Annotated in this window: 23 protein-coding genes and 1 pseudogene; all 24 read right to left on the bottom strand. The window is 69.6% G+C overall.

What is annotated here, in order from left to right; all coding sequences use genetic code 11:
* Nucleotides 1–61: 61 nt before the first annotated feature.
* Nucleotides 62–1,102, bottom strand: a complete 1,041-nt coding sequence (gene lgt / locus AC2D10_RS02610) for a prolipoprotein diacylglyceryl transferase (protein ID WP_484710289.1) — start codon at nucleotides 1,100–1,102, stop codon at nucleotides 62–64.
* A gap of 10 nt (nucleotides 1,103–1,112) precedes the next feature.
* The gene (gene trpA, locus AC2D10_RS02605; RefSeq protein ID WP_484710288.1) at nucleotides 1,113–1,916 is read right to left on the bottom strand and encodes a tryptophan synthase subunit alpha; all 804 of its coding nucleotides are present in this window, start codon (nucleotides 1,914–1,916) and stop codon (nucleotides 1,113–1,115) included.
* On the bottom strand, nucleotides 1,913–3,181 hold the full coding sequence (trpB, locus tag AC2D10_RS02600) for a tryptophan synthase subunit beta (RefSeq protein WP_484710287.1): 1,269 nt from the start codon (nucleotides 3,179–3,181) through the stop codon (nucleotides 1,913–1,915). Before trpB ends, trpA begins: the two co-directional genes overlap by 4 nt.
* The gene (gene trpC, locus AC2D10_RS02595) at nucleotides 3,181–3,954 is read right to left on the bottom strand and encodes an indole-3-glycerol phosphate synthase TrpC (protein WP_484710286.1); all 774 of its coding nucleotides are present in this window, start codon (nucleotides 3,952–3,954) and stop codon (nucleotides 3,181–3,183) included. The genes trpB and trpC overlap by 1 nt, the downstream gene beginning before the upstream one ends.
* The gene (locus tag AC2D10_RS02590) at nucleotides 3,954–4,199 is read right to left on the bottom strand and encodes an HGxxPAAW family protein (protein WP_484710284.1); all 246 of its coding nucleotides are present in this window, start codon (nucleotides 4,197–4,199) and stop codon (nucleotides 3,954–3,956) included. Before AC2D10_RS02590 ends, trpC begins: the two co-directional genes overlap by 1 nt.
* 47 nt (nucleotides 4,200–4,246) lie before the next feature.
* A complete protein-coding gene (locus AC2D10_RS02585) occupies nucleotides 4,247–4,837 on the bottom strand; it encodes a Trp biosynthesis-associated membrane protein (RefSeq protein ID WP_484710283.1) in 591 nt (196 codons plus the stop codon).
* The gene (gene hisI / locus AC2D10_RS02580) at nucleotides 4,834–5,199 is read right to left on the bottom strand and encodes a phosphoribosyl-AMP cyclohydrolase (protein WP_484710282.1); all 366 of its coding nucleotides are present in this window, start codon (nucleotides 5,197–5,199) and stop codon (nucleotides 4,834–4,836) included. The genes AC2D10_RS02585 and hisI overlap by 4 nt, the downstream gene beginning before the upstream one ends.
* Nucleotides 5,196–5,957, bottom strand: a complete 762-nt coding sequence (gene hisF / locus AC2D10_RS02575) for an imidazole glycerol phosphate synthase subunit HisF (protein WP_484710281.1) — start codon at nucleotides 5,955–5,957, stop codon at nucleotides 5,196–5,198. The genes hisI and hisF overlap by 4 nt, the downstream gene beginning before the upstream one ends.
* Nucleotides 5,957–6,796, bottom strand: a complete 840-nt coding sequence (gene hisG / locus AC2D10_RS02570) for an ATP phosphoribosyltransferase (RefSeq protein ID WP_484710280.1) — start codon at nucleotides 6,794–6,796, stop codon at nucleotides 5,957–5,959. Before hisG ends, hisF begins: the two co-directional genes overlap by 1 nt.
* 38 nt (nucleotides 6,797–6,834) lie before the next feature.
* On the bottom strand, nucleotides 6,835–7,098 hold the full coding sequence (locus AC2D10_RS02565) for a phosphoribosyl-ATP diphosphatase (RefSeq protein WP_484710279.1): 264 nt from the start codon (nucleotides 7,096–7,098) through the stop codon (nucleotides 6,835–6,837).
* On the bottom strand, nucleotides 7,095–7,775 hold the full coding sequence (gene rpe, locus AC2D10_RS02560) for a ribulose-phosphate 3-epimerase (protein ID WP_484710276.1): 681 nt from the start codon (nucleotides 7,773–7,775) through the stop codon (nucleotides 7,095–7,097). Before rpe ends, AC2D10_RS02565 begins: the two co-directional genes overlap by 4 nt.
* Before the next feature lie 3 nt (nucleotides 7,776–7,778).
* The gene (locus tag AC2D10_RS02555) at nucleotides 7,779–9,254 is read right to left on the bottom strand and encodes an RsmB/NOP family class I SAM-dependent RNA methyltransferase (RefSeq protein WP_484710275.1); all 1,476 of its coding nucleotides are present in this window, start codon (nucleotides 9,252–9,254) and stop codon (nucleotides 7,779–7,781) included.
* Nucleotides 9,251–10,173, bottom strand: a pseudogene (fmt, locus tag AC2D10_RS02550) (methionyl-tRNA formyltransferase). Before fmt ends, AC2D10_RS02555 begins: the two are co-directional and overlap by 4 nt.
* Nucleotides 10,174–10,192: 19 nt before the next feature.
* A complete protein-coding gene (locus AC2D10_RS02545) occupies nucleotides 10,193–12,151 on the bottom strand; it encodes a primosomal protein N' family DNA-binding protein (protein WP_484710274.1) in 1,959 nt (652 codons plus the stop codon).
* 33 nt (nucleotides 12,152–12,184) lie between these two features.
* Nucleotides 12,185–13,378 carry a methionine adenosyltransferase gene (gene metK, locus AC2D10_RS02540; protein WP_484710272.1) on the bottom strand — a complete coding sequence of 398 codons (1,194 nt, stop codon included), beginning with the start codon at nucleotides 13,376–13,378 and terminating at the stop codon, nucleotides 12,185–12,187.
* A gap of 90 nt (nucleotides 13,379–13,468) precedes the next feature.
* A complete protein-coding gene (gene rpoZ / locus AC2D10_RS02535) occupies nucleotides 13,469–13,726 on the bottom strand; it encodes a DNA-directed RNA polymerase subunit omega (RefSeq protein ID WP_484710271.1) in 258 nt (85 codons plus the stop codon).
* Nucleotides 13,727–13,791: 65 nt separating this feature from the next.
* Nucleotides 13,792–14,700 carry a guanylate kinase gene (gene gmk / locus AC2D10_RS02530; protein ID WP_484710269.1) on the bottom strand — a complete coding sequence of 303 codons (909 nt, stop codon included), beginning with the start codon at nucleotides 14,698–14,700 and terminating at the stop codon, nucleotides 13,792–13,794.
* Nucleotides 14,693–15,535: an orotidine-5'-phosphate decarboxylase gene (gene pyrF, locus AC2D10_RS02525; protein WP_484710268.1), complete on the bottom strand. Its 843-nt coding sequence runs from the start codon at nucleotides 15,533–15,535 to the stop codon at nucleotides 14,693–14,695. The genes gmk and pyrF overlap by 8 nt, the downstream gene beginning before the upstream one ends.
* Entirely contained in the window at nucleotides 15,532–18,819 is a 3,288-nt protein-coding gene (gene carB / locus AC2D10_RS02520) for a carbamoyl-phosphate synthase large subunit (protein WP_484710267.1), read from the bottom strand. Before carB ends, pyrF begins: the two co-directional genes overlap by 4 nt.
* On the bottom strand, nucleotides 18,819–19,964 hold the full coding sequence (gene carA, locus AC2D10_RS02515; protein WP_484710264.1) for a glutamine-hydrolyzing carbamoyl-phosphate synthase small subunit: 1,146 nt from the start codon (nucleotides 19,962–19,964) through the stop codon (nucleotides 18,819–18,821). The genes carB and carA overlap by 1 nt, the downstream gene beginning before the upstream one ends.
* Nucleotides 19,961–20,488 carry a PH-like domain-containing protein gene (locus AC2D10_RS02510; protein WP_484710263.1) on the bottom strand — a complete coding sequence of 176 codons (528 nt, stop codon included), beginning with the start codon at nucleotides 20,486–20,488 and terminating at the stop codon, nucleotides 19,961–19,963. The genes carA and AC2D10_RS02510 overlap by 4 nt, the downstream gene beginning before the upstream one ends.
* Nucleotides 20,485–21,789, bottom strand: a complete 1,305-nt coding sequence (locus tag AC2D10_RS02505; protein WP_484710262.1) for a dihydroorotase — start codon at nucleotides 21,787–21,789, stop codon at nucleotides 20,485–20,487. The genes AC2D10_RS02510 and AC2D10_RS02505 overlap by 4 nt, the downstream gene beginning before the upstream one ends.
* Complete coding sequence (locus AC2D10_RS02500; protein WP_484710261.1) at nucleotides 21,786–22,751, bottom strand: aspartate carbamoyltransferase catalytic subunit; 966 nt, start codon at nucleotides 22,749–22,751, stop codon at nucleotides 21,786–21,788. Before AC2D10_RS02500 ends, AC2D10_RS02505 begins: the two co-directional genes overlap by 4 nt.
* The gene (gene pyrR / locus AC2D10_RS02495; RefSeq protein WP_484710260.1) at nucleotides 22,748–23,278 is read right to left on the bottom strand and encodes a bifunctional pyr operon transcriptional regulator/uracil phosphoribosyltransferase PyrR; all 531 of its coding nucleotides are present in this window, start codon (nucleotides 23,276–23,278) and stop codon (nucleotides 22,748–22,750) included. Before pyrR ends, AC2D10_RS02500 begins: the two co-directional genes overlap by 4 nt.
* Nucleotides 23,279–23,281 lie beyond the last annotated feature (3 nt).

Raw genomic sequence — 23,281 nt, 5'->3', positions numbered from 1 at the left:
GTGACACCGGGGACGACGTCGGCCCGCTCGTTCAGTTCATGTTCTCCGCCACGAGGGCGGCTTATCGGGAACCGGCCTCGCTCGACGGAGCGGTGCGTGTGGGACCAGTGCTTGTGGCAGGGGCTCCGGCAGTGACTTCTTCGGACGGAGGCTCGCTCACGTCCACGAATTCGTGGGGATTGTCCTGCGATTGTACATCAGCGTCCAGATCCTTCCGCGCGCGTCCCGGCTGGTACGGCGACGGCTCGAGCCCGGGGTGACGCCGGCCCTGCACCACCAGGATGGCAAGACCCACGATGATGCCGATGATCGCGGCCCACACGTTGCTGCGCAGACCGAGGATGATCTCGCTCGGGTCGATGCGGATGGACTCCCAGACGACGCGGCCCGCGCTGTACCAGATCAGGTAGATCGCGAACAGACGACCCCACTGGAAGTAGAGCTTGCGGCCGACCCAGAGCAGCACCAGGACGCCGAGACCGTTCCAGAGCACCTCGTAGAGGAACGTCGGGTGGAACAGAGTCCCCTCGGGAAGCCCGGGCGGGAAGGCGGAGTTGGTCGACTCGATCTCGAGTCCCCAGGGCAGGTCGGTCGGAAGACCGAAGAGCTCGTGGTTGAACCAGTTGCCGAAGCGGCCCATGGCCTGTGCGAGCAGGAGTCCGGGGGCCAGCGCGTCGGCGAAGGTCCAGAAGCGGATGCCGGTCCACCGGCACCCGAGGTAGGCGCCGACCGCGCCGCCGATGAGCGCGCCGAAGATGGCGATGCCGCCCTCCCAGATCGCCCAGACAGAGCCGGGCTCGAAGGGGTTCCAGGTGTTCTTGCCCTCGCCGAAGTAGAAGTTCGGGTGCGTCAGCACATGGAAGATGCGCGCGCCGATGATGGCGATCGGTACGGCGAGGATCGAGATGTCGATCACGACCCACGGCTCTGCGCCGCGCTTGGTCAGGCGGTGGTTCGTGAGGATCACGGCCGCGATGATGCCGGCGATGATGCAGAGCGCGTAGAAGTGGATCCGCAGCGGGCCCAGATCGATGTAGGACACGGGCGGGCTCGGAATGCTGGCGAGCACGCCGCTGAAGCTGCTGTGAAGCGGGAAGGACATGAGTGCGATCCTAGTTCGAGGGAACGGGGCGTGCGGACGAGGTGCCCGACGCCAAGGAGCGGGTGACCTCGGCGAGAGCGGGGATGCCGCCGTCGCGCAGGGCGCGGACGAGGGCCGTGCCCACGATCGCACCGTCGGCGTACTCCGAGACGCCGGCGATCTGCTCCGCGGTCGAGATGCCGATGCCGACGCAGGCGCGGACGGCGCCGTGCGCGCGCAGGCGTCCGACCAGGGTGCGGGCGGCGCGATCGAGCTCGGTGCGCTCCCCCGTGATGCCCATGGTCGAGACCGTGTAGACGAATCCGGTGGACGACTTCACCACGAGTTCAAGGCGCTCGTCGGACGAGGTGGGCGCGGCGAGGAAGACACGGTCGAGACCGGTCCGCTCGCTCGCGGCGATCCATTCCTGGGCCACCTCGGGTGTGATGTCGGGCGTGATGAGGCCCGCGCCGCCTGCGGCGAGGAGATCGTCGGCATAGCGGTCGACGCCGTACTGCAGCACCGGGTTCCAGTACGTCATGACCAGCACCGGGACGTCGGTGGCGGCCGTGATGGCACGGAGAGCAGTGAAGAGATCGGCTGTCTTGTAACCGGCTGCCAGAGCCTGTGTCGTGGCCTCCTGGATCACCGCGCCGTCCATGACCGGGTCGCTGTAGGGCGGGCCCAGCTCGATGATGTTGACGCCGTTCTCGGCGAGGGCGATTGCCGCGTCGATGCTCGTCTGCAGGTCGGGGAAGCCGACGGGCAGGTATCCGACGAACGCGCTGCGGCCCGCGTCGTGTGCGCGGACGATCGCGTCTTCGACACGGCTCATAGCTGCGGCTCCCCCTTCGAGACGGCTTCCTCTACGGGGCTCTCCTCGGCGACGTCGTGCTCGAGCGCGGCGCGGTCGTACAGGTCGAAGTAGCGGGCGGCGGTGTCCATGTCCTTGTCGCCACGCCCGGAGAGGCAGATGGCGATGATGGCGTCGGGTCCGAGCTCCCGCCCGATGCGCATCGCACCGGCCAGCGCGTGCGCGGACTCGATCGCGGGGATGATCCCCTCGGTCCGGCTCAGCAGTCGGAGCGCCTGCATGGCCTCGTCATCGGTCGCGGGGATGTACTCCGCGCGGCCGATATCGGAGAGCCACGAGTGCTCGGGTCCGACGCCGGGGTAGTCGAGCCCGGCCGAGATCGAGTGCGATTCGACGGTCTGGCCGTCGTCGTCCTGCAGCACGTAGGTGCGCGCGCCGTGCAGCACGCCCGGGCGCCCGCGTTCGATGGATGCCGCGTGACGCGGGGTGTCGACGCCGTCGCCGGCGGCCTCCACGCCGTAGAGCTTCACGCCCTCGTCGTCGAGGAAGGCGTTGAACATGCCGATTGCATTGGAACCGCCGCCCACGCACGCCACGACGGCATCCGGCAGGCGTCCGACCTCGGCGAGCAGCTGCTCACGGGCCTCTTCTCCGATGATCTTCTGGAAGTCGCGCACCATCGCGGGGAACGGGTGCGGACCCGCGGCCGTGCCGAAGATGTAGTTGGTGTTCTCGACCGAGGCGACCCAGTCGCGGTAGGCGTCGTTGATCGCGTCCTTGAGCGTGCGGGAACCCGAGGTCACCGCGATGACCTCGGCCCCGAGCAAACGCATGCGCGCGACGTTGAGCGCCTGACGCTCGGTATCGACCTCGCCCATGTAGATCGTGCAGTCCAGTCCGAACAGGGCGGCCGCTGTGGCGGTGGCGACGCCGTGCTGGCCCGCCCCGGTCTCGGCGATCACGCGGGTCTTGCCGAGGCGCTTGGTGAGGAGGGCCTGTCCGAGCACGTTGTTGATCTTGTGCGAGCCGGTGTGATTGAGGTCCTCGCGCTTGAGGAACACCCGCGCACCGCCGGCATGCTCCGCGAAGCGCTGGACCTCGGTGATGGCCGAGGGGCGACCGGCGTAAGAGCTCAGCAGCGAGGCGAGCTCGGAACGGAACGCCGGGTCGGCGACGGCCTCCTCGTACGCCGCGGCGAGTTCGTCGATCGCGGCGATCAGCGATTCGGGCATGAACCGTCCGCCGAAGTCGCCGAAATACGGACCGTGCTGGTCACGCAGACTCATCAGACCTCCAGGAAGCGAGCAAGAGTGGCGATCGGGTCGCCGGTGACGAGCGCCTCGCCGATCAGCACCGCGTCGGCACCGGCCGCGCGGTAGTGGGCGACGTCATCGGGGGTGAGCACCGCGGACTCCGCGATCTTGACGGCGGTCGCGGGGATGCGGTCCGACAGTCGGCCGAACAGGTCGCGGTCGAGTTCGAGGGTGGTCAGGTCGCGGGCGTTCACCCCGATCAGCGGCGCACCGAGGTCGATCGCGACCTCCAACTCGTCTGCGGAATGCGTCTCGACCAGCGGGGTCATGCCGAGCTCGGTGATGAATCCGAAGAGCTCACGCAGCACGTCGCGGTCGAGTCCGGCGACGATCAGCAGCACCAGGTCGGCGCCGGCCGCTCGGGCTTCGAGCACCTGATAGCGCGTGGCGATGAAGTCCTTGCGCAGCACCGGCACCGACACGCGGGCGGTCACGGCCTCGAGGTCGGCGAGGCTGCCGCCGAATCGGCGCTCCTCGGTGAGGACGCTGATCGCAGACGCCCCTCCGGTCTCGTACAGCGATGCCTGAAGCGCCGGATCCGGGATGGCGGCCAGAGCACCGCGTGACGGGCTCGCGCGCTTCACCTCGGCGATGATCTTGACCCGGTCGGCCGGAGCGAGGGCCGCGAGGGCGTCTTTCGCCGCTGGGCGTGCGAGGGCGACCCGCTCGACATCGGCCAGCGGCCGGGTCAGAGAACGACGCTCTGCGTCGGCGACAGCGCCGGCCGTGAGGTCGGCGAGGACCATCAGTGCGCCTTCGGCGAGTACTTGGGGCCTCTCACACCGTAACCGGCCTTGGCGAGCACCCACCCGACGGCAGCGCCGATCGGGATCAGTGCGACGCCGACCCAGATGAACGCGACCCAGATCGGGCTGAACTCCGCCAGGCAGTAGCCCAGCGTGCCGATCGTGAAACCGGCGAGCATGATGATCACGGCGGTCCACGCCGCCGGCGAGTGTCCGTGGCCGGGGTCAGCGATCGGGTTGGTCATGTTCTCCTCCGGGGACGACAGCGGGATCGGGTGTCAGTCTATCGGGGTCAGCGCGTCGGGTCGGTGCCACGGGACAGGTCGTCCCACGAATCGATCGCGTCGACCGGGCCGTCGTGGACGGCAGCGTCGTCGGCCGTCGTGCGGTAGCGGCGCCCCCCGGCCTTCCAGCGGCGCCAGGTGACCAGCACCAGCACGGAGGAGCCGAGCAGGATGACCCACCCGACGAGCGCGATCACCGGCCATGCCGACGGTATGACGCTCTCGACGACGCCCGACAGCGCAGCGGGGCCCGCGAGCCCGGTGACCTCGGTCACCGTCGGCGCGATCGCCGACTCGGGAATCGCGAGCAGGAGTTGCAGCGTCGACCAGCCGAGGAACACGGAGCACGCCCCCGCCAGCACGCCGAACACCAGTCGGAACACCGGGCCGGAGATCGACAGCGCCGCCCCCAGCGCCAGTACGGCCAGGCTCAGCGGCGCCAGCAGCACCAGCGCGGAGGCGCCGGGAACCAGGATCGCCTCACCGGCGTCGGCCCGCTCCACGGTGACCCAGGTCTGGGTCGATGAGATGATGCCGATGGCACCCGCGAGCAGGAATCCGCTCACCGACAGAGATCGTCCGCGCCGCGCGAGGTTCATGCGGATGCGCTTCCCGGGACAGCCTCGAGGTCGGTCGTGTCGAAGCACGTCCGCGTGCCGGTGTGGCAAGCGGGACCCGTCTGGTCGACCTGGAGCAGGATCGCATCGCCGTCGCAGTCGAGGCGCGCCTCATGCACGACCTGGATGTGACCGGAGGTGTCGCCCTTGCGCCAATACTCCTGCCGGGACCGCGACCAGTACGTCGCGCGGCCCGAGGAGAGAGTGCGTCGCAGCGCCTCGGCGTCGACCCAGGCGAGCATCAGCACCTCATGCGTGTCCCACTGCTGCACGATGACCGGCGCGAGCCCGTCGGCATTCCAGACGACCTGGGCGACGCGCGTGTCGACATCCTGTGCACTCATCGGACCGTCACTCCTTCTGCGCGCAGCGCGTCCTTCACGTCTCCCACGGTCAGCGCTCCGGTGTGGAACACGCTGGCGGCCAGCACGGCATCCGCACCGGCCTTGATCGCGGGAGCGAAGTGCTCCACCGCTCCCGCGCCGCCCGAGGCGATCACCGGGACCGAGGCGACCTCGCGCATAAGGCCCACCAGTTCGAGATCGAAGCCGTCGCGCGTGCCGTCCGCATCGATCGAGTTGACCAGGAGCTCGCCGGCACCGCGCTCGGCCGCCTCGCGTGCCCAGACGAGCGCGTCGAGCGTCGTCTGCGTGCGCCCGCCGTGCGTGGTCACCACGAACCCCGACGGCGCGGTGTCGGCGCGCTTCACATCGAGCGAGAGCACCAGCACCTGTGCGCCGAAGCGGTCTGCGATCTCGCCGATCAGGTCGGGCCTCGCGATCGCCGCGGAGTTGACGCCGACCTTGTCGGCTCCGACCGACAGCAGCCGCGCCACGTCGTCGACGGTGCGCACTCCCCCGCCGACGGTCAGCGGAACGAACACCTGCTCGGCGGTGCGCTGCACGACGTCGTAGGTCGTCGCGCGCTCGTCGACCGTCGCCGTCACGTCGAGGAACGTGATCTCGTCAGCGCCCTGTGCCGCGTAGTGGCGGGCCAGCTCGACAGGATCGCCCATGTCGCGCAGGTTCTCGAAGTTGACGCCCTTCACCACGCGGCCCCCCGCCACGTCGAGACACGGGATGACTCGGCTGGCGAGCGTCATCAGAGCCTCGCGGCGTGGATGGCGGTGACGAGGATCGCCCGTGCGCCGAGAGCGTAGAGGGCGTCCATCACCTGGTTGACGCCGCGTCGCGGGATCATCACCCGCACGGCGACCCACGCGGGGTCGCGCAGCGGGGAGATGGTCGGAGACTCGCGGCCCGGAGCGATCGCCACGGCCTGATCCACCAGCTCGGCGGGGAGGTCGTAGTCGAGCAGCACGAAGCGACGTGCGACCATCACACCGCGCAGACGGCGCAGCAGCGTGTCGGTGCCCTCCGCGTCGCCCGGGCGGCTGATCAGCACGGCCTCGGACTCGATGATCACCGGACCGAAGATCTCGAGCCCGGCCTGACGCAGCGTGGTGCCGGTCTCGACGACATCGGCGATCACGTCGGCGACGCCCAGCCGCACCGCGGACTCCACTGCACCGTCGAGCGAGACGAGCTCGGCTTCGACGCCACGCTCACGCAGGAACGCGTCGACGAGCCCGGGGTAGGCCGACGCCACGCGCACGCCCTGCAGCTGATCGATCGAGGTGAACTTTCCGGGAGGGCCCGCGAATCGGAAGGTCGAGCGGGCGAAGCCGAGCGACTCCAGCTCGCGCGCCGGCTGCGGCACGTCGCGCAGCAGGTCGCGGCCGGTGATGCCCACGTCGAGCGCGCCGGAGGCGACGTACGTGGCGATGTCACGCGGGCGCAGGAAGAAGAACTCGACGTCGTTGTCGGCGTCGATCACGTGCAGGGTCTTCGGGTCGCGTCGACCGGCGTATCCGGCCTCCGCGAGCATTTCGGCGGCGGTCTCGGAGAGCGAGCCCTTGTTGGGAACAGCGATGCGCAGCATGAACGGCTTTCAGTTCGAAGGAGTGGGTGCGGAGCGCATCACAGATGTCGATAGACGTCCTGCAGGCTGAGACCTTTCGCGATCATCATCACCTGCAGGTGGTACAGCAGCTGCGAGATCTCCTCGGCAGCGGCCTCGTCGGATTCGTACTCCGACGCCATCCAGACCTCTGCGGCCTCTTCCACGATCTTCTTGCCGATCGTGTGCACGCCGCCGTCGAGCTCTGCGACCGTTCCGGATCCTTCGGGTCGGGTCTGCGCCTTCACGCTGAGTTCAGCGAACAGCTCGTCGAAAGTCTTCACGATTCCAGGCTAGCGGCTCGGGCGCGGTCCCTGAGCCGGGTGACGGCCGCCTCGATGTCCTCGGCACCGAAGACGGCCGAGCCCGCGACGAAGGTGTCGGCACCCGCGGCCGCCGCCATCTCGATCGTGCTGTCGGAGATACCGCCGTCGACCTGCAGCCACACGGAGGATCCGCGGCGACGTGCCTCGTCGGCCAGGGTGCGCAGCTTCGGCATGGTCTCGGGCATGAACCCCTGACCTCCGAACCCCGGTTCGACCGTCATCACCAGGATCTGATCGAACTCGTCGAGCACCGAGTACAGCCCGTCTGCGGGCGTCCCCGGCTTGATCGCGACTCCGGCACGCGCGCCGATGTCGCGGATGCGTCGGGCGAGAGCGATCGGGTCGGCTGCGGCCTCCAGATGGAACGTGACGCTGGCCGCGCCGATCTCGGCGTACTGGGGCGCCCACCTGTCGGGATCGGTGATCATCAGGTGAACGTCGAGCGGGATTGGACTGGTCGCCTGGATGCGCTCGACCATCTGCGGACCGAACGTCAGGTTCGGCACGAAGTGGTTGTCCATCACGTCGACGTGAGCGAAGTCGGCCGTCGCGATACGGGCGAGATCCGCCTGCATGTTGACGAAATCGGCGGCCAGGATGCTCGGGTTGATGCGGGGCGCGGTGGGCAGTTCCACAGGTCAGCTCTCCTTCGGGGCGCGCTGCAGGAGCGCGAGGAACATGGCGTCGGTGCCGTGACGATGCGGCCAGAGCTGCACGGATCCCGAGCTCGATCGCCCGTCGTCCGCCAGATCGATGGGCGACGCGCTCAGCTCTGACACCACGGTACGCGCGTCGAGCTCGGTGAGGTCATCGCGGGCGCGGAGGACGTCCTGCACCACACCGGTCGTCTCGGCCAGATGCGGAGAGCACGTCACGTACGCGACGATGCCGCCGGGGGCCAGCGCGTCGACCGCGGCGGTCAGCAGCTGCACCTGCAAAGGCACGAGCTCGGCGACGTCGGCCGGAGACTTGCGCCACCGAGCCTCGGGCCGACGGCGCAGGGCCCCGAGACCGGTGCAGGGTGCGTCCACGAGGATCCGATCGAACGCTGCGGGGTGCGAGGCGGAGATGTCACGGCCGTCGGCCTGATGCACGACCACGTCACCGGGAACCGCACGCAGCGCGTTGCGCACCAGCCCGGCTCGCGCCGGAACCACCTCGTTGGCCTCGAGGATGACGTCATGCTGGCGGGCGATCGCCGCCAGGAGCGCCGTCTTGCCGCCGGGTCCCGCGCACAGATCCATCCAACGCTCCCCCGCGCGGATCGGAGCGACCTCCGCCAATGCGAGGGCGACGAGCTGGGACCCCTCGTCCTGCACGCGCACGGTGCCGCCGGAGCCCGCGACGATGTGGTGCGGGTCGCCGCCGGGCGAGGCGAACGCGGTGTCGGCGTACGGCCTGCGAGGCTGCCCCGGCTCCGCCAGACCGGGGAGCGCGACGAGAGTCACCTCCGGCGAGGCGTTGTCGGCGTCGAGCAGAGCGTCGAGCTCGTCGGCCCGACCCTCGGCGGCGAGCGAGCGGCGAAGCGCGCGGATCACCCAGACGGGATGGGCGGTGCGTAGCGCGAGGCGTTCGTCATCGGAGCGGGCGTGCTCCTCGATGCGCTCCTGCCACTGCTCGGGGGTGTCGCGCGAGACTCGACGCAGCACCGCGTTGGCGAAGCTCGAGGCTCCTCGGCCCACGAGCGTGGCCACGAGGTTGACCGATTCGTTGACGGCCGCATGCGGGGCGACCCGAGTCGCCAGCAGCTGGTGCACGGCGAGGCGCAGCGCGTCGAGGACGACGGGGTCGATGCTCTCGACCTCGCGGTCCGCCGCCGCGGCGATGATCGCGTCGTACGTGCCGCGTCGGCGCAGCGTGCCGTAGGTGAGCTCGGTGGCCAGAGCCGCATCCTGCGGGTTCAGTCCCGCCTCGGCGATCGCCCCGGGCAGCGCCAGGTTCGCGTAGGCGTCGACCTCGGACACGGCACGGAGCACATCGAAGGCGACGCGTCGTGCCGGCTGGACCGTGCGATCGGGGCCGCGCTGTGCGCTGGTGCTCGCGGGACGTGCGCGGCGTCCGCCGCCGGACTCCCTGCGCGGATCCCGGGAGGGTCTTCTCTGTCCGTCGCTCATGATCCGGCACGCAGCCCTTCTGCAGCGCGCTGACCGCGCCACCAATCGGCGGCGTCCATCGCGCCCTTACCCGCCGGCTGCACGCGAGTCACGGCGAGCGGAGTGGTCGCCGTGCCGAACAGCACAGCGGATTTCGCGCCCTCGATGACGCCGGGCTCCAGTGGGGCCGCGTCCGTCGCCGCCGGACCGGCCTCGAGGATCTTGAGGCGCTGCCCGTCGATCGTCGTGTGTGCCCCCGGCTCCGGCGTCACGCCTCGGAAGCGGGCGTAGACGGCGTCCACAGGCAGCGACCAGTCGAGCAGCCCGTCGTCGAGGCTCAGCTTCGCGGCGTAGGTGGGCTCGCCCTTCTGTGCGCGAGCGACGGCCGTGCCGTCCGCGATCGCGGCCACGACCTCGGAGGTCAACGTCGCGCCGTCGACGGCCAGAAGCTCGAGCGCCGCATCCGCGGTCGCATCGTCGGGGACGTCGATCACACGGGTCGCGAAGACGTCGCCGGCGTCGAGCTCCGCGACGAGCTGGAACACGCTCGCGCCGAGCCGCGCATCACCGGCGATGAGCGCACGCTGCACCGGCGCCGCGCCGCGCCACTCGGGAAGCAGCGAGAAGTGCAGGTTGATCCATCCGGCATCCGGGGTCGACAGGAGCGGTTCGCGAACGAGACCGCCGTAGGCCACGATGACACCGAGGCCGGGCGCAAGAGCCCCACCCGGGCCGTGACGTCGTCATCGAGACGGGCGGCCTTGATGACCTCGATTCCCAGATCGTCTGCCGCCCGGGCCACCGGGGAGGGCGTGAGCACGCGCTTGCGACCCAGGGGCGCATCGGGACGCGTGATGACCGCGACGACGTCGTGCTCGGTCGCGAGACGGCGGAGGGTGGGGACGGCGGCATCGGGTGTGCCGGCGAAGACGAGGCGCATGAAGGTTCTCCGGAAGGGATCAGAGTTCTGGGTCGAGGATATCGAGACGGACGGAGAGAGTGCTGCGAGGGTTGCGTCCGCGCCCGCGGCGGCTGCTGACCGCCTCGGCGACGACGGCCGCGCGCAGCGTCGTCGCCACGCGCGCGCCAGCCCCGTACTCGAAGCGCACGAGCGCGCGCACCCGCGGGGGCACGTCATCCGATTCGATGGGAACCGGACCGAGCACGGCGTCCGGAGGGAGCGCGAGCTCACCGACGGCGATCAGAGCACGCGACACGGCTGCGGCCGAGCCCTCGACCATCGCGACACGCGCGACCGGTGGCATGTGCAGCGGTGCCCTGCTCTCGAGCTCGGAACGCGCATAGCCGGCCTGGTTCCAGGTCGCCAACGCGCGCGCCGTCTCGCCGTTCACCCCGACCAGGTGGATGGGGGCGCCGGGGGCGGCCAGCGCGGCGGCGTTGGACCACCAGCGCAGACACGACTCCCCCACGCGCAGATCCGGTGCCTGAAGCATGCGCGGGCCATCGAGCAGCACGACCGCGCGATACCCGCCTTCGGCCAGCGGCTCGGCACCGCGTGTCGCGACGACCAGGGCCGGTCTTGCATCGACCCGCTCCACCGGATGCGCTCCGTCGGCGACGATGACCCGCACGCCCGGGAACGCACGACCGAGCTCGTCGGCGGTACGTTCGCTGCCGGACGAGGCCAGGCGCAGCTTGGTCGACGAGCAGTTCGGGCAGGCCCACGCACTCGCGCCGCGGCCGCACCAGCCGCAGACCGGGACCGCGCCGCGATGCCGTGCGCCCAGCGGTCCTCCGCAGTGCGCACAGCGGGCCGGGTGGCGGCAGTCCGCGCAGACCAGTGACGGCGAGAACCCCGGACGTGACACCTGCACGAGTACCGGACCCTCGGTTGCGGCCGTCCGCGCCCCCAGGAAGGCCGATGACGGCATCCGCTGAGCGGTGGGCTGCTCCATCTCGAACGGCGTGCTCAGGACCACCCGCGGGAGCACCCGGCGCGCGGCCCGCACGTCTTGCAGCCATCCGTGGGCGACGAGCCGCTCGACGTCGGTCGTGCGCGTGTGCCCGACGAAGAGCAGCGCGCATTCGTCCTGCTCCTGGCGCAGCAGCGCGGCGTCTCGCGCATGCACGTACGGCGCCAGCGGCTCGCTGAGCAGCGAGTCCCCGTCGTCCCACACCGCGACCAGACCGGCGGTGACCGGCGCGTACACGGCCGAGCGGTTGCCGACCACGATGCACGGCTCGTCCTCGAGCGTGCGCAGGAACGACCGGTAGCGGTCGGGGTTGCTGCGGCGCGCATCGTGACGCACGATCGCCTCGGCCGGCGCCAGCATCTCGAGCGCCGCGAGGAGCCGATCGAGGTCGCGATGATCAGGCACCACGAGTATCGACGAGCGTCCGTCCGCCAACATTCGCGAGGCAGCTGCGGCAAGGAGCGCCGCCCACGCCGGCAGGCCGTCGCGGAAGCCGGGAATCGCCTCGACGGCCGCGCGTTCACTGCCGGTGAGTACCTCCGACAGGCCCGCGTAGTGCGCGATCACGTCGTCGACCTGCGTGAGCATCTTGGCGTCGGGCACGACGGCCGGACTGTCGGCCGTCCAGGCCTTCTCGACGCGGACCTGACGCTTCGGGATCACCAGTCGAAGGATGTCGGACTCCGAGCCGGCAGCGCGATCCGCCACCCGCCGCGCGAGCCGATGCAGTCGGTCCGGTAGCACCGACACGCTCGACACCACGCTGTCAACCTCGGAAAGCGGTCGGTCTGCGTCATGCTCGGTGTCGAGCTCGATGACGTAGCCGTCGACCACACGCCCGGCCGTGCGCAAGGGCACGCGCACCCGTACACCGAGCGGTACCTCGCCCAGCTCTTCCGGCAGCGCGTAGTCGAACAGACGATCGAGCTGCGGCAACGGCGAGTCGAGCAGCACTCGCGCGATGCGCCGCCTTCCTGCGCTCACGGAACCTCAGCGCTCACGGGAACCGAGGCCCCGTCAGAGCCCGGCAGCGCGACGCAGCTCTTCGACGCGGTCGGTCCGCTCCCACGTGAAATCAGGCAGTTCCCGACCGAAGTGACCGTACGCGGCGGTCTGTGCGTAGATTGGGCGCAACAGGTCGAGCTGCTCGATGATCGCCTGCGGGCGCAGATCGAAGACGTCGGTGATGGCCCGGATGAGCACGTCGTCAGAGACCGCGCCCGTGCCGAAGGTCTCGACATACAGTCCGACCGGGTGCGCGACGCCGATCGCGTAGGCGACCTGGATCTCGAGGCGCTTGGCGAGTCCGGCGGCGACGGCGTTCTTCGCCACCCACCGTGTGGCGTACGCGCCCGAGCGATCGACCTTCGACGGGTCTTTGCCGCTGAAGGCTCCTCCACCGTGCCGTGCGGCGCCGCCGTAGGTGTCGATGATGATCTTTCGGCCGGTGAGACCGGCGTCGCCCTTGGGACCACCCGTGACGAAGGGACCGGCGGGATTGATGTAGTAGGTGACGTCGTCGAGGTCGAGTCCGGTGCCCTGCAGCACCGGAGCGATGACGTGCTCACGAACCTGCTGCTGCAGATCTTCCTGCGAGATGTCGGGGTGGTGCTGCGTCGAGACCACCACGGCGTCGACGGTCTTCGGCGTGAACCCGTCGTAGCCGAGGGTGACCTGCGTCTTGCCGTCGGGGCGCAGGAACGGCAGCAGTCCGCTGCGGCGCACCTCGGTGAGCCGCTCCGCGATGCGATGCGCCGTCCACACGGCCATCGGCATGAGCTGGGGGGTCTCGTCGGTGGCGAAGCCGAACATGATGCCCTGGTCGCCGGCGCCGAGGATGTCGAGCGGATCGACCGACGAGCCGTCGCGGTGCTCCTGCGCGTTGTCGACGCCGTGCGCGATGTCGGTCGACTGCTCGCCGACAGACACGCTCACCCCGCACGAGTCGCCGTCGAAGCCGGTGTCACTGGAGGTGTAGCCGATGCCGTTCACGACCTGGCGGACGATCGTCGGGATGTCGACGTAGGCCTCGGTGCGGATCTCGCCCGCCACGTGGACCAGACCGGTGGTGACGAGCGTCTCGACGGCGACCCGGGAGTCGCGGTCCTTCGCGAGCAGGCCGTCGAGGATGCTGTCTGAGATCTGGTCGCAGATCTTGTCCGGGTGGCCTTCGGTGACGGATTCGGACGTGAACAGACGCAGGGCGCTCATCGATGCTCCAGAACGGGGTGAGACAGGGAAAGGGCTGATGCACCCATACTGGACCGCGCCACCGACAGAGCGGTCGGCGCGGTCCGAATATCACTCCGCGTGACGCAGGCGGAGCTTGTCCTGGTTGATCTCGTGCAGAGCGATCGTGAGCGGCTTGTCCTCGACAGAGGAGTCGACGAGCGGGCCCACGTTGTCGAAGAGGTTGCCCTCGTGCAGGTCGGAGTAGTAGTCGTTGATCTGACGTGCGCGCTTGGATGCGTAGATCACGAGCTCGTACTTCGAGTCCACTCGGTCGAGCAGGTTGTCGATGGGGGGATCGATGATGCCCTTGTTGTGGTGTCCGGCCATGATGAGACCTCCTGATCAGGCGACGGGATCGTCGCGAAGACGGTGCGATGGGCGCGCGAACACACTCAGCGCGCAGAGCTTGAAGACAATTCTACGACCTCGGCGGCGGCAGCGGCGACGTCTTCGTTCACGATGAGGTGATCGAACTCGTTCTGGGCCGCCAGTTCGACCTTCGCCGTGCGCAGTCGGCGGGCCCGTTCCTCGTCTCCCTCGGTGCCGCGTCCGACCAGTCGCTGCACCAGTTCGTCCCAGCTCGGCGGCAGCAGGAAGATGAGCGTCGCGGCCGGTTCGGCTGCCCGCACCTGGCGCGCGCCCTGCAGATCGATCTCGAGCAGCACCGTGCGTCCCTCGGCCAGTGCGGCGTCGATCGGTGCACGCGGGGTGCCATAGCGCGACTTGTTGTGCACGATCGCGTACTCGAGCAGCTCGCCCTCGGCGATCAGCCGGTCGAACTCGGCGTCATCCACGAAGTAGTAGTGCACCCCGTCGACCTCGCCCGGACGCGGTGGACGCGTCGTCGCCGAGACCGAGAGGTGGATCTCGGGGTTGTGCTCGCGGATGTGTGCCGCGACGGTTCCCTTGCCCACAGCCGTGGGCCCGGCGAGCACCAGAAGCCTGCTGCGTGCGCCGCGCGGACGCAGCACCGGGAAGCGCCCGTCGAGCCAGTCCTCCAGGACCGTACGCTGTCGCGCGCCCAGTCCGCCCAGACGCTTGACCGGCGAGATGTGCAGGTCCTCCAGCACGCGGTCGCGCTTGCCTGCCCCGATCGCCGGCAGCGCGACCAGGAAATCGGTGATCCGCATCGAGCCCTCGACGGACTCCGGGTCCGCGGTCGCTGCGTGCAGCACGGCCTGCGGCGCGCGCACCCGCGTCGTGAGGTCGCGCTTGAGGGAGGCGCGGGCGCGACGGCGCTCGACCGCCTTGCGCGCGGCAGCCGCGCGATCGACCTCGGGAACGACTCGGGTCTCAGACACGTGCGGCCTCCTGGTACTGCGCGACACGCGCGTCGATCGCATCCGCGAGCCGGTCCGGACCCGCGCCGAGGATGCTGCGGCTCTCACTCGCGATGACGAAAGGCGCCATCGCGCCGAACCGTGAACGCAGATGTTGCGGCTCCGCGCCCTGAGCGCCGAAGCCCGGGGCGAGGATCGGCGCGCCCGGCGTGAACGCCGAGATCTGCGCCTGTGACCAGTTGACCGTCGCGCCGATGACGACGCCGACACTTCCCCACTCATCGCCCGACACCGCGACGGCGTTGCGGGCGGTCACCTCGGCGATGACACGCGCTGCGACCGAGCCGTCGGTGCCGCGCGAGCGCTGCAGGCTCTCGGCTTCGGAGTTGCTGGTGGCGGCGAGGACGAAGAGGCCCTTGCTCTGCGCATGTGCCTGTTCGACGGCACCGTCCAGCGCACCGACGCCCAGATACGGGCTCACGGTGAGCGCGTCGGCCTCGAGCGGCGAGCCCGGGGTCAGCCACGCGGCGGCGTAGGCGTCCATCGTCGTTCCGATGTCGCCGCGCTTGGCGTCGGCGATCACGATCAGACCGGCCCCACGTGCCGCGGCGAGCACGTCTTCGAGGGCCGCGAAGCCCGCCGAGCCGAAGCGCTCGAAGAAAGACACCTGCGGCTTGACGACCGACACGCGTCCGGCCGCGGCATCCACGGTGCGCAGACCGAACTCGCGCACGCCCGCGGCGTCGCGGCCGAGGCCCCACGCCTCGAGGAGCGCCTCGTGCGGATCGATGCCCACGCAGAGCGGGCCGGTCGACGCGAGCGCCGCCCGGACCCGCTCACCGAAGGTCTGGCTCACACCGAGGCCTGCCGGTCGAGTGCGTACTCCTGCAGGCTCTTGACCTGGAAGCCCTCGTGAGCTGCGTCCATGCCGCTGACCGCGGCGCCGAGCACTGCCATCGTCGTGAACAGTGCCTTGTCGGCGGCGACGGCCGCGGCGCGGATCTCGTAGCCGTCTGCCCGGGCGGTGCCACCCGAGGGCGTGTTCACGACGATGTCGATCTCGCCGTCGTTGATCAGGTCGACGATGTTGCGCGCGCCGCTCTCCTGCGTCTCGCTGAACTTGTCGACCACGGTGACGGCGATGCCGTTGCGCGAGAGGATCTCGGCCGTGCCCTCGGTCGCGACGATCGTGAACCCGAGCTGCTGCAGACGATGCGCCGGCAGGATCACCGCCCGCTTGTCGGAGTCGGCGACCGAGATGAACACGGTGCCCGAGGTGGGCATGCCGCCGTACGCCGCCGCCTGGCTCTTCGCGAACGCCGTCGGGAAGTCACGGTCGATGCCCATGACCTCGCCGGTCGAGCGCATCTCCGGGCCCAGCACGGAGTCGACGATCTTGCCGTCGACGGTGCGGAAGCGCTTGAACGGCAGCACGGCCTCCTTGACTGCGACCGGAGCACCCAGCGGCACGCGTGAGCCGTCGCTCTGCGGCAGCATCCCCTCGGCCTTGAGCTCTGCCACGGTCGACCCGGTCATGATGCGGCTGGCCGCCTTGGCGAGCGGAATGCCCAGCGCCTTCGACACGAACGGTACCGTGCGGCTGGCCCGGGGGTTCGCCTCGATGACGTAGAGGACGCCGGCGCTGATCGCGAACTGGACGTTCAGCAGGCCTCGCACGCCCACGCCCTCGGCGATCGCCAATGTCGCGATGCGGACCCGGTCGATGTCGGAGCGCCCGAGCGAGATCGGCGGCAGCGTGCAGCTGGAGTCACCGGAGTGGATGCCGGCTTCCTCGAGGTGCTCCATGACGCCGCCGATGTACAGGTCGGTGCCGTCGTAGAGCGCGTCGACGTCGAGTTCGATCGCGTCGTCGAGGAAGCGGTCCACCAGCAGCGGCTTGCCCTGCTCGATGATGACCTCGCCCGCCGTGCGCACGAAGTAGTCGCGCAGGCTGTCGCTGTCATAGACGATCTCCATGCCCCGACCGCCGAGCACGAAGCTCGGACGCACGAGCACCGGGTAGCCGATGTCGTCGGCGATGCGCACGGCACCGTCGACGTCAATCGCCGTGCCGTGCCGGGGCGCCACGAGACCGGCCGCATCGAGGATGCCGCTGAAGAGCTCGCGCTCCTCCGCCAGGTCGATGGCCTCGGGGCTCGTGCCGAGCACGTTGTAGCCCGCTGCCTCGATGCCCTTCGCGAGTCCGAGCGGGGTCTGACCGCCGAGCTGACACACGACGCCGAGGATGGTGCCGCTCGCCGCTTCGGCATCGAGCACTTCGAGCACGTCTTCGAGCGTCAGCGGCTCGAAGTACAGGCGGTCGGAGGTGTCGTAGTCGGTGGAGACGGTCTCGGGGTTGCAGTTGATCATGACCGTCTCGTACCCGGCGTCAGACAGAGCGAACGACGCGTGCACGCAGGAGTAGTCGAACTCGACGCCCTGACCGATGCGGTTCGGTCCCGATCCGATGATGACGACCTTGGTGCGATCCGACGGCGCGACCTCGGTCTCGAAGTCATAGCTCGAGTAGTGGTACGGCGTGAGGGCCGGGAACTCGCCCGCGCACGTGTCGACCGTCTTGTAGACCGGGCGCAGGCCCAGTCCGTGGCGGACGCCGCGGATCTCGGCCTCGGACTCGCCCCGGATCTCGGCGAGCTGCGCATCGGAGAAGCCGTGCTCCTTCGCGTAACGCAGCGTCGCGGCATCCAGCTCGGGTGCCGTGCGCACGATCTCGGCGACCTCGTTGATGAGGACGATCTGATCGAGGAACCACGGGTCGATGGCTGTGGCCTCGAAGGCCTGCTCGACGGTCGCCCCCTTGCGCAGCGCCTGCTGCAGCACGACGATGCGGCCGTCGGTGGGCTTCCTCGAGATCTCGAGCAGCTCGTCCACCGAACGCTCCTCGGGTCCCCAGTGGAAGCTGGATCCGCGCTTTTCGAGCGAGCGCAGCGCCTTCTGCAGCGCGGTCGCGTAGTTGCGGCCGATCGCCATCGCCTCGCCGACCGACTTCATGGTCGTCGTGAGAGTGGAATCCGCGGCCGGGAACTTCTCGAAGGCGAAGCGGGGCACCTTGACCACGACGTAGTCGAGCGTGGGCTCGAAACTCGCCGGAGTGACGCCGGTGATGTCGTTCGGGATCTCGTCGAGTCGGTAGCCGAGCGCGAGCTTGGCGGCGAGCTTGGCGATCGGGAAGCCGGTCGCCTTCGACGCCAGGGCGCTCGAACGCGAGACACGCGGGTTCATCTCGATCACGATGATGCGCCCGTTCGAGGGGTCCACCGCGAACTGGATGTTGCAGCCACCGGTGTCCACGCCCACGGCGCGGATGATGTCGATGCCGATGTCGCGCATCTTCTGGTATTCGCGGTCCGTCAGCGTCAGCGCAGGCGCCACCGTGATGGAGTCGCCGGTGTGCACACCCACGGGGTCGACGTTCTCGATCGAGCAGACGACCACCGTGTTGTCGGCGGTGTCGCGCATGAGCTCGAGCTCGTACTCCTTCCAGCCGAGGATCGACTCCTCGAGGAGCACCTCGTTGGTCGGCGAGTCGTGCAGGCCGGCACCGGCCATGCGGCGCAGGTCGGCCTCGTCGTAGGCGAAGCCCGATCCGAGACCGCCCATCGTGAAGCTCGGGCGCACGACCAGCGGGTAGCCGAGCTCGCCCGCGGCCGCCAGCACCTCGTCCATCGTGTGAGCGATGCGCGAATCCGCGACATCGGCGCCGGCGTCGAGCACCAGCTGCTTGAAGATCTGGCGGTCCTCGCCCTTGTTGATCGCCTCGAAGCTCGCACCGATCAGCTCGACGTCGTACTTCTCGAGGATGCCGTGGTTGTGCAGCTCGATCGCCGCGTTGAGCGCCGTCTGCCCGCCGAGGGTCGGCAGGATCGCGTCGGGGCGCTCCTTCGCGATGATCGTCTCGATGACCTGCCAGGTGATGGGCTCGACGTAGGTCGCATCGGCGAAGTCGGGGTCGGTCATGATCGTGGCCGGGTTGGAGTTGACCAGGATCACGCGCACGCCTTCTTCGCGCAGCACGCGGCAGGCCTGGGTGCCGGAGTAGTCGAACTCGCAGGCCTGACCGATGACGATCGGGCCGGAGCCGATGACGAGGACGGAGCGGATGTCGTCGCGCTTGGGCATTACTTGGCGTCCTTCTGGTTCGCGACGACCAGGTCACGGAACCGGTCGAAGAGGTAGTTGGCGTCGTGCGGGCCGGCGGCGGCCTCGGGGTGGTACTGCACGGAGAACGCGGGGATGTCGAGCGCGCGCAGGCCCTCGACCACGTTGTCGTTCAGTCCCACGTGGCTGACCTCGATCTGGCCGTAGCCGTTCGGGCTCTCGAACGCGCCCTCGAGAGGCGCCTCGACGGCGAATCCGTGGTTGTGCGCGGTGATCTCGACCCGCCCCGTGGTCTTGTCGAGCACGGGCTGGTTGATGCCGCGGTGGCCGAAAGGCAACTTGTAGGTGCCGAGACCGAGCGCACGACCCAGCAGCTGGTTGCCGAAGCAGATGCCGAAGAACGGCAGCCCGTCGTCGAGGACCGAGCGCAGCAGCTCGACATGGTGGTCGGAGGCGGCGGGGTCGCCGGGTCCGTTGGAGTAGAAGACGGCGACCGGGTCGATCGCGCGGATCTCGTCGATGGTCGAGTTCTGCGGCAGCACGAACACCTCGAAGCCGCGGGCGGCCAGGTTGTCGATGGTCGCCTGCTTCACGCCGAGGTCGAGGACGGCCAGGTTGCCCACCTTCTCCCCCACCGCGGTGGTCACGGTCGCGACGTCGACCGAGACCTCTGCCGACAGGTTGCGGCCCGACATCTCGGGAGCCGCGCGGACGATGCTCAACTGCTCGTCGGCGTCGAGCGCGGCGTCTTCACCCGAGAAGATCCCGCCACGCATGGAGCCGGCGGACCGGATGTGGCGGGTGATCGAGCGGGTGTCGATGCCGCTGATGCCCACGATGCCGTCGGCGACCAGCACGTCGTCGAGCGAGCTCGTGGAGCGCCAACTCGACACCACACGGGAAGGGTCGCGCACGATGTAGCCGGCGACCCAGACGCGGCGGGACTCGGTGTCTTCGTCGTTCATCCCGGTGTTGCCGATGTGCGGCGCGGTCTGCAGGACGATCTGGCCCGCGTACGACGGGTCGGTGATCGTCTCCTGGTAGCCGGACATGCCGGTCGAGAAGACGACCTCTCCGAGAGTGGTGCCGCGGGCGCCGTAGGCGCGGCCGACATGGCGGGTTCCGTCTTCGAGGACGAGGACGGCGGTTTCAGGCAGGACGGTCATCGGGTGGCTCCTGTGTCCGGGGCAGCGGGCTCGGGACGTTCCGGCACGAGCCGCTGCATTTCAGAGATGAGATTCTTGGGGTCGCCGGTGGCGAGGCGCAGATACGAGTCCACGACCGTCGCGTCATCGGCGTTCCAGGCGATGCGGATGAGTCCGCCGGGCTCGACGACGCGGTCGATCGTGACCGTCGCGCGGTCGATCTCGACAAGGCGGGCCGAGGCGAGGAACACGGTCGGTGTGCCGTCGAGGCACAGCGCGACTCCGCGGTCCGTGACGGCGAGCTCGCCGCGTGCCCGGTAGGCCAGCGGCGAGACCGTGAGGCGCTCCAGGGGCTGGTCGTGGCGCGTCGTCGACACGTACAGCACCTCGTCGCGACGCAGGACCTCGGCGTGCTCCGGCACACCCAGCGGCGCGCTGAGTCCCGCGTCACGGCGCAGTCGTCGACGCCAGGCGAGCAGCATCACGAGGAGGACGAGCAGGGCCGCAGCGATGGTGATGGCGATGGCGAGGTCGCGAGTGCTCATGCACTCAGCCCTTCGACCAGGACTCCGCCGTCGACGGTGACCGTGCCTGCGAACACCGTGAACTGCACGCGCCCGGGCAGCGCGCGCCCGAGGTAGGGCGAGTTGACGCTGCGTCCGTGCAGGTCGGCCTCGGTGAAGACGCCGTCGACCGAGGCGTCGTACAGGGTGATCTGCGCGGGCTGCCCGATCTCGAGCGGCGTGCCGTGTCCGGCCAGCCGACCGATCCGTGCCGGGGTGGCACTCATCACGCGTGCGATGTCGGCCCAGTCGAGCAGACCGGTCTGCACCATGGACTGATGGACCACGCGCAGTGCGCTCTCGAGTCCGACCATTCCGTTTGCGGCGGCCTGCCACTCACACGCCTTGTTCTCGCTGGGGTGCGGGGCATGATCGGTCGCGACGATGTCGATCGTGCCGTCTGCCAGGCCCTCACGCACGGCCAGCACGTCTTCCTCGCGCCGCAGCGGCGGGTTGACCTTGAACCGGGCGTCGTAGCCGCGCACGAGCTCGTCGGTCAGCAGCAGGTGGTGCGGGGTGACCTCGGCCGTCACGGCGATGCCGCGCTTCTTGGCCCAGCGGATGATGTCCACCGAGCCTGCGGTCGAGAGGTGGCATACGTGCAGGCGCGAGCCCACGTGCTCGGCGAGCAGCACATCACGCGCGATGATCGACTCCTCGGCCACCGCCGGCCAACCGGTCAGACCGAGCTCCGCCGAGACCACGCCCTCGTTCATCTGCGCGCCCTCGGTGAGCCGGGGGTCCTGCGCGTGCTGTGCGATGACGCCGTCGAACGACTTCACGTACTCGAGCGCGCGGCGCATGATGAGCGGATCGAAGACACAGAACCCGTCGTCGCTGAACACACGGACCTGCGCGCGCGAGGTGGCCATCGCGCCGAGTTCGGCGAGGCGTTCGCCCTTCTGCCCGACGGTCACGGCGCCGATCGGCTGCACGGTGGCGTAGCCGGCCGCGTCACCGAGTGCGAGCTCCTGCTCCACGACCCCGGCGGTGTCGGCCACCGGCGAGGTGTTCGGCATGGCGAAGACGGCCGTGAAGCCACCGGCCGCCGCAGCCCGTGTGCCGGTGAGGATCGTCTCGGACGCCTCGTAGCCGGGCTCGCGCAGGTGCGTGTGCAGATCGACCAGGCCGGGCAGCGCGACCAGCCCTGCGGCGTCGATCACGCGCGCGCCGGCGCGGCTCAGACCGGTGCCGATCTCGGTGATCAGCCCGTCCTCCACGATGATGTCCGCGCTGTTCGCGCCCACCAGCTGCGCACCGGTGATGACGAGGGTCTCGCTCACAGGTCTCCCCCTCGTTCGTCGTCTCGTTCTCCTGCCAGCAGGAGGTACAGCACCGCCATCCGCACGGACACACCGTTCGCGACCTGCTCCAGCACGGTGGAGCGGGCGGAATCGGCGGCTTCGGAGGAGATCTCCAGTCCACGGTTCATCGGACCGGGGTGCATCACAATGCTACCGTCCGGAAGCCCGGCAACGCGCCGTGCGTCGAGGCCCCAGCGGCGTGAATACTCCCGCTCAGTGGGGAAATACGCGGCGTTCATCCGCTCGAGCTGGATCCGCAGCATCATCACCGCGTCCGGCCCCTCGGCCAGCGCCACGTCGAGGTCGTACACGACACGGGCGGGCCAGAGCGAGACGTTCTGCGGCACCAGCGTCGGCGGGGCCACGAGTGTGACCTCGGCGCCGAGTGTGGCGAGCAGCCAGACGTTCGACCGTGCGACGCGCGAGTGCAGCACGTCGCCGACGATGACCACGCGCACGCCGGCGAGGTCGCGGCCTCGGCTGTCGACGCCGAACCGGCGTTTGCGGATGGTGAAGGCGTCGAGCAGTGCCTGGGTCGGGTGCTCGTGCGTCCCGTCGCCGGCATTCACAACGCCGGCCGAGATCCAGCCGCTCGTCGCGAGGGTCTGCGGCGCACCGGATCCGGGGTGACGGATCACCACGGCGTCGGCGCCGATCGCCTCGAGCGTCTGCGCGGTGTCCTTGAGGCTCTCGCCCTTCGAGACGCTGGAGCCCTTGGCGGCGAAGTTGATGACATCGGCCGAGAGCCGCTTGGCGGCGGCCTCGAACGAGATGCGGGTGCGAGTGGAGTCCTCGAAGAAGAGGTTCACGACGGTCTTGCCCCGGAGTGTGGGCAGCTTCTTGACCTCGCGGGACTGCGTGTCGGCCATGTCCTCCGCGACGTCGAGGATGCGCAGCGCCGTGGTGCGATCGAGGGTGCGGGTGTCGAGGAGATGCCTCATGCGCCGATCGTCACCTCCTCGGCCCCGTCGTCCTCGAACAGCCGCACGTTCACGCGCTCCGTCCGAGCCGAGGGGATGTTCTTGCCGACGAAGTCCGGGCGAATCGGCAGCTCGCGGTGACCGCGATCGACGAGGATCGCCAGTCGCACGGCAGACGGCCGTCCGATCGACTGGATGGCGTCGAGCGCGGCACGGATGCTGCGCCCCGAGAAGAGCACATCGTCGACCAGCACGACGACCTTGCCGTCGATCCCGCCCGCGGGGATCTCGGTCGGGCGCGGGGAACGCGTCGGATGCTTGGCGAGATCGTCACGGAAGAGCGTGACATCGAGGGCACCCACCGGAACGGGGACCTGCGCGATGTCGCTGATCAACGTCGCAAGGCGACGGGCCAGAGTCACGCCGCGAGTCGGGATCCCCAGCAGGACGATGCTTTCGGAACCTCGGTTGGACTCGAGGATCTCGTGCGCGATACGGGTCAATGCCCGTGAGATGTCGGCGTCGTGCAGCACTGTGCGCGTGCTCATCGG

It is taken from the genome of Microbacterium sp. PI-SA-G (assembly GCF_057215335.1).
The sequence above is the reverse complement of the archived record's forward strand: the minus strand, read 5'-3'. Positions and strand labels throughout refer to the sequence as shown.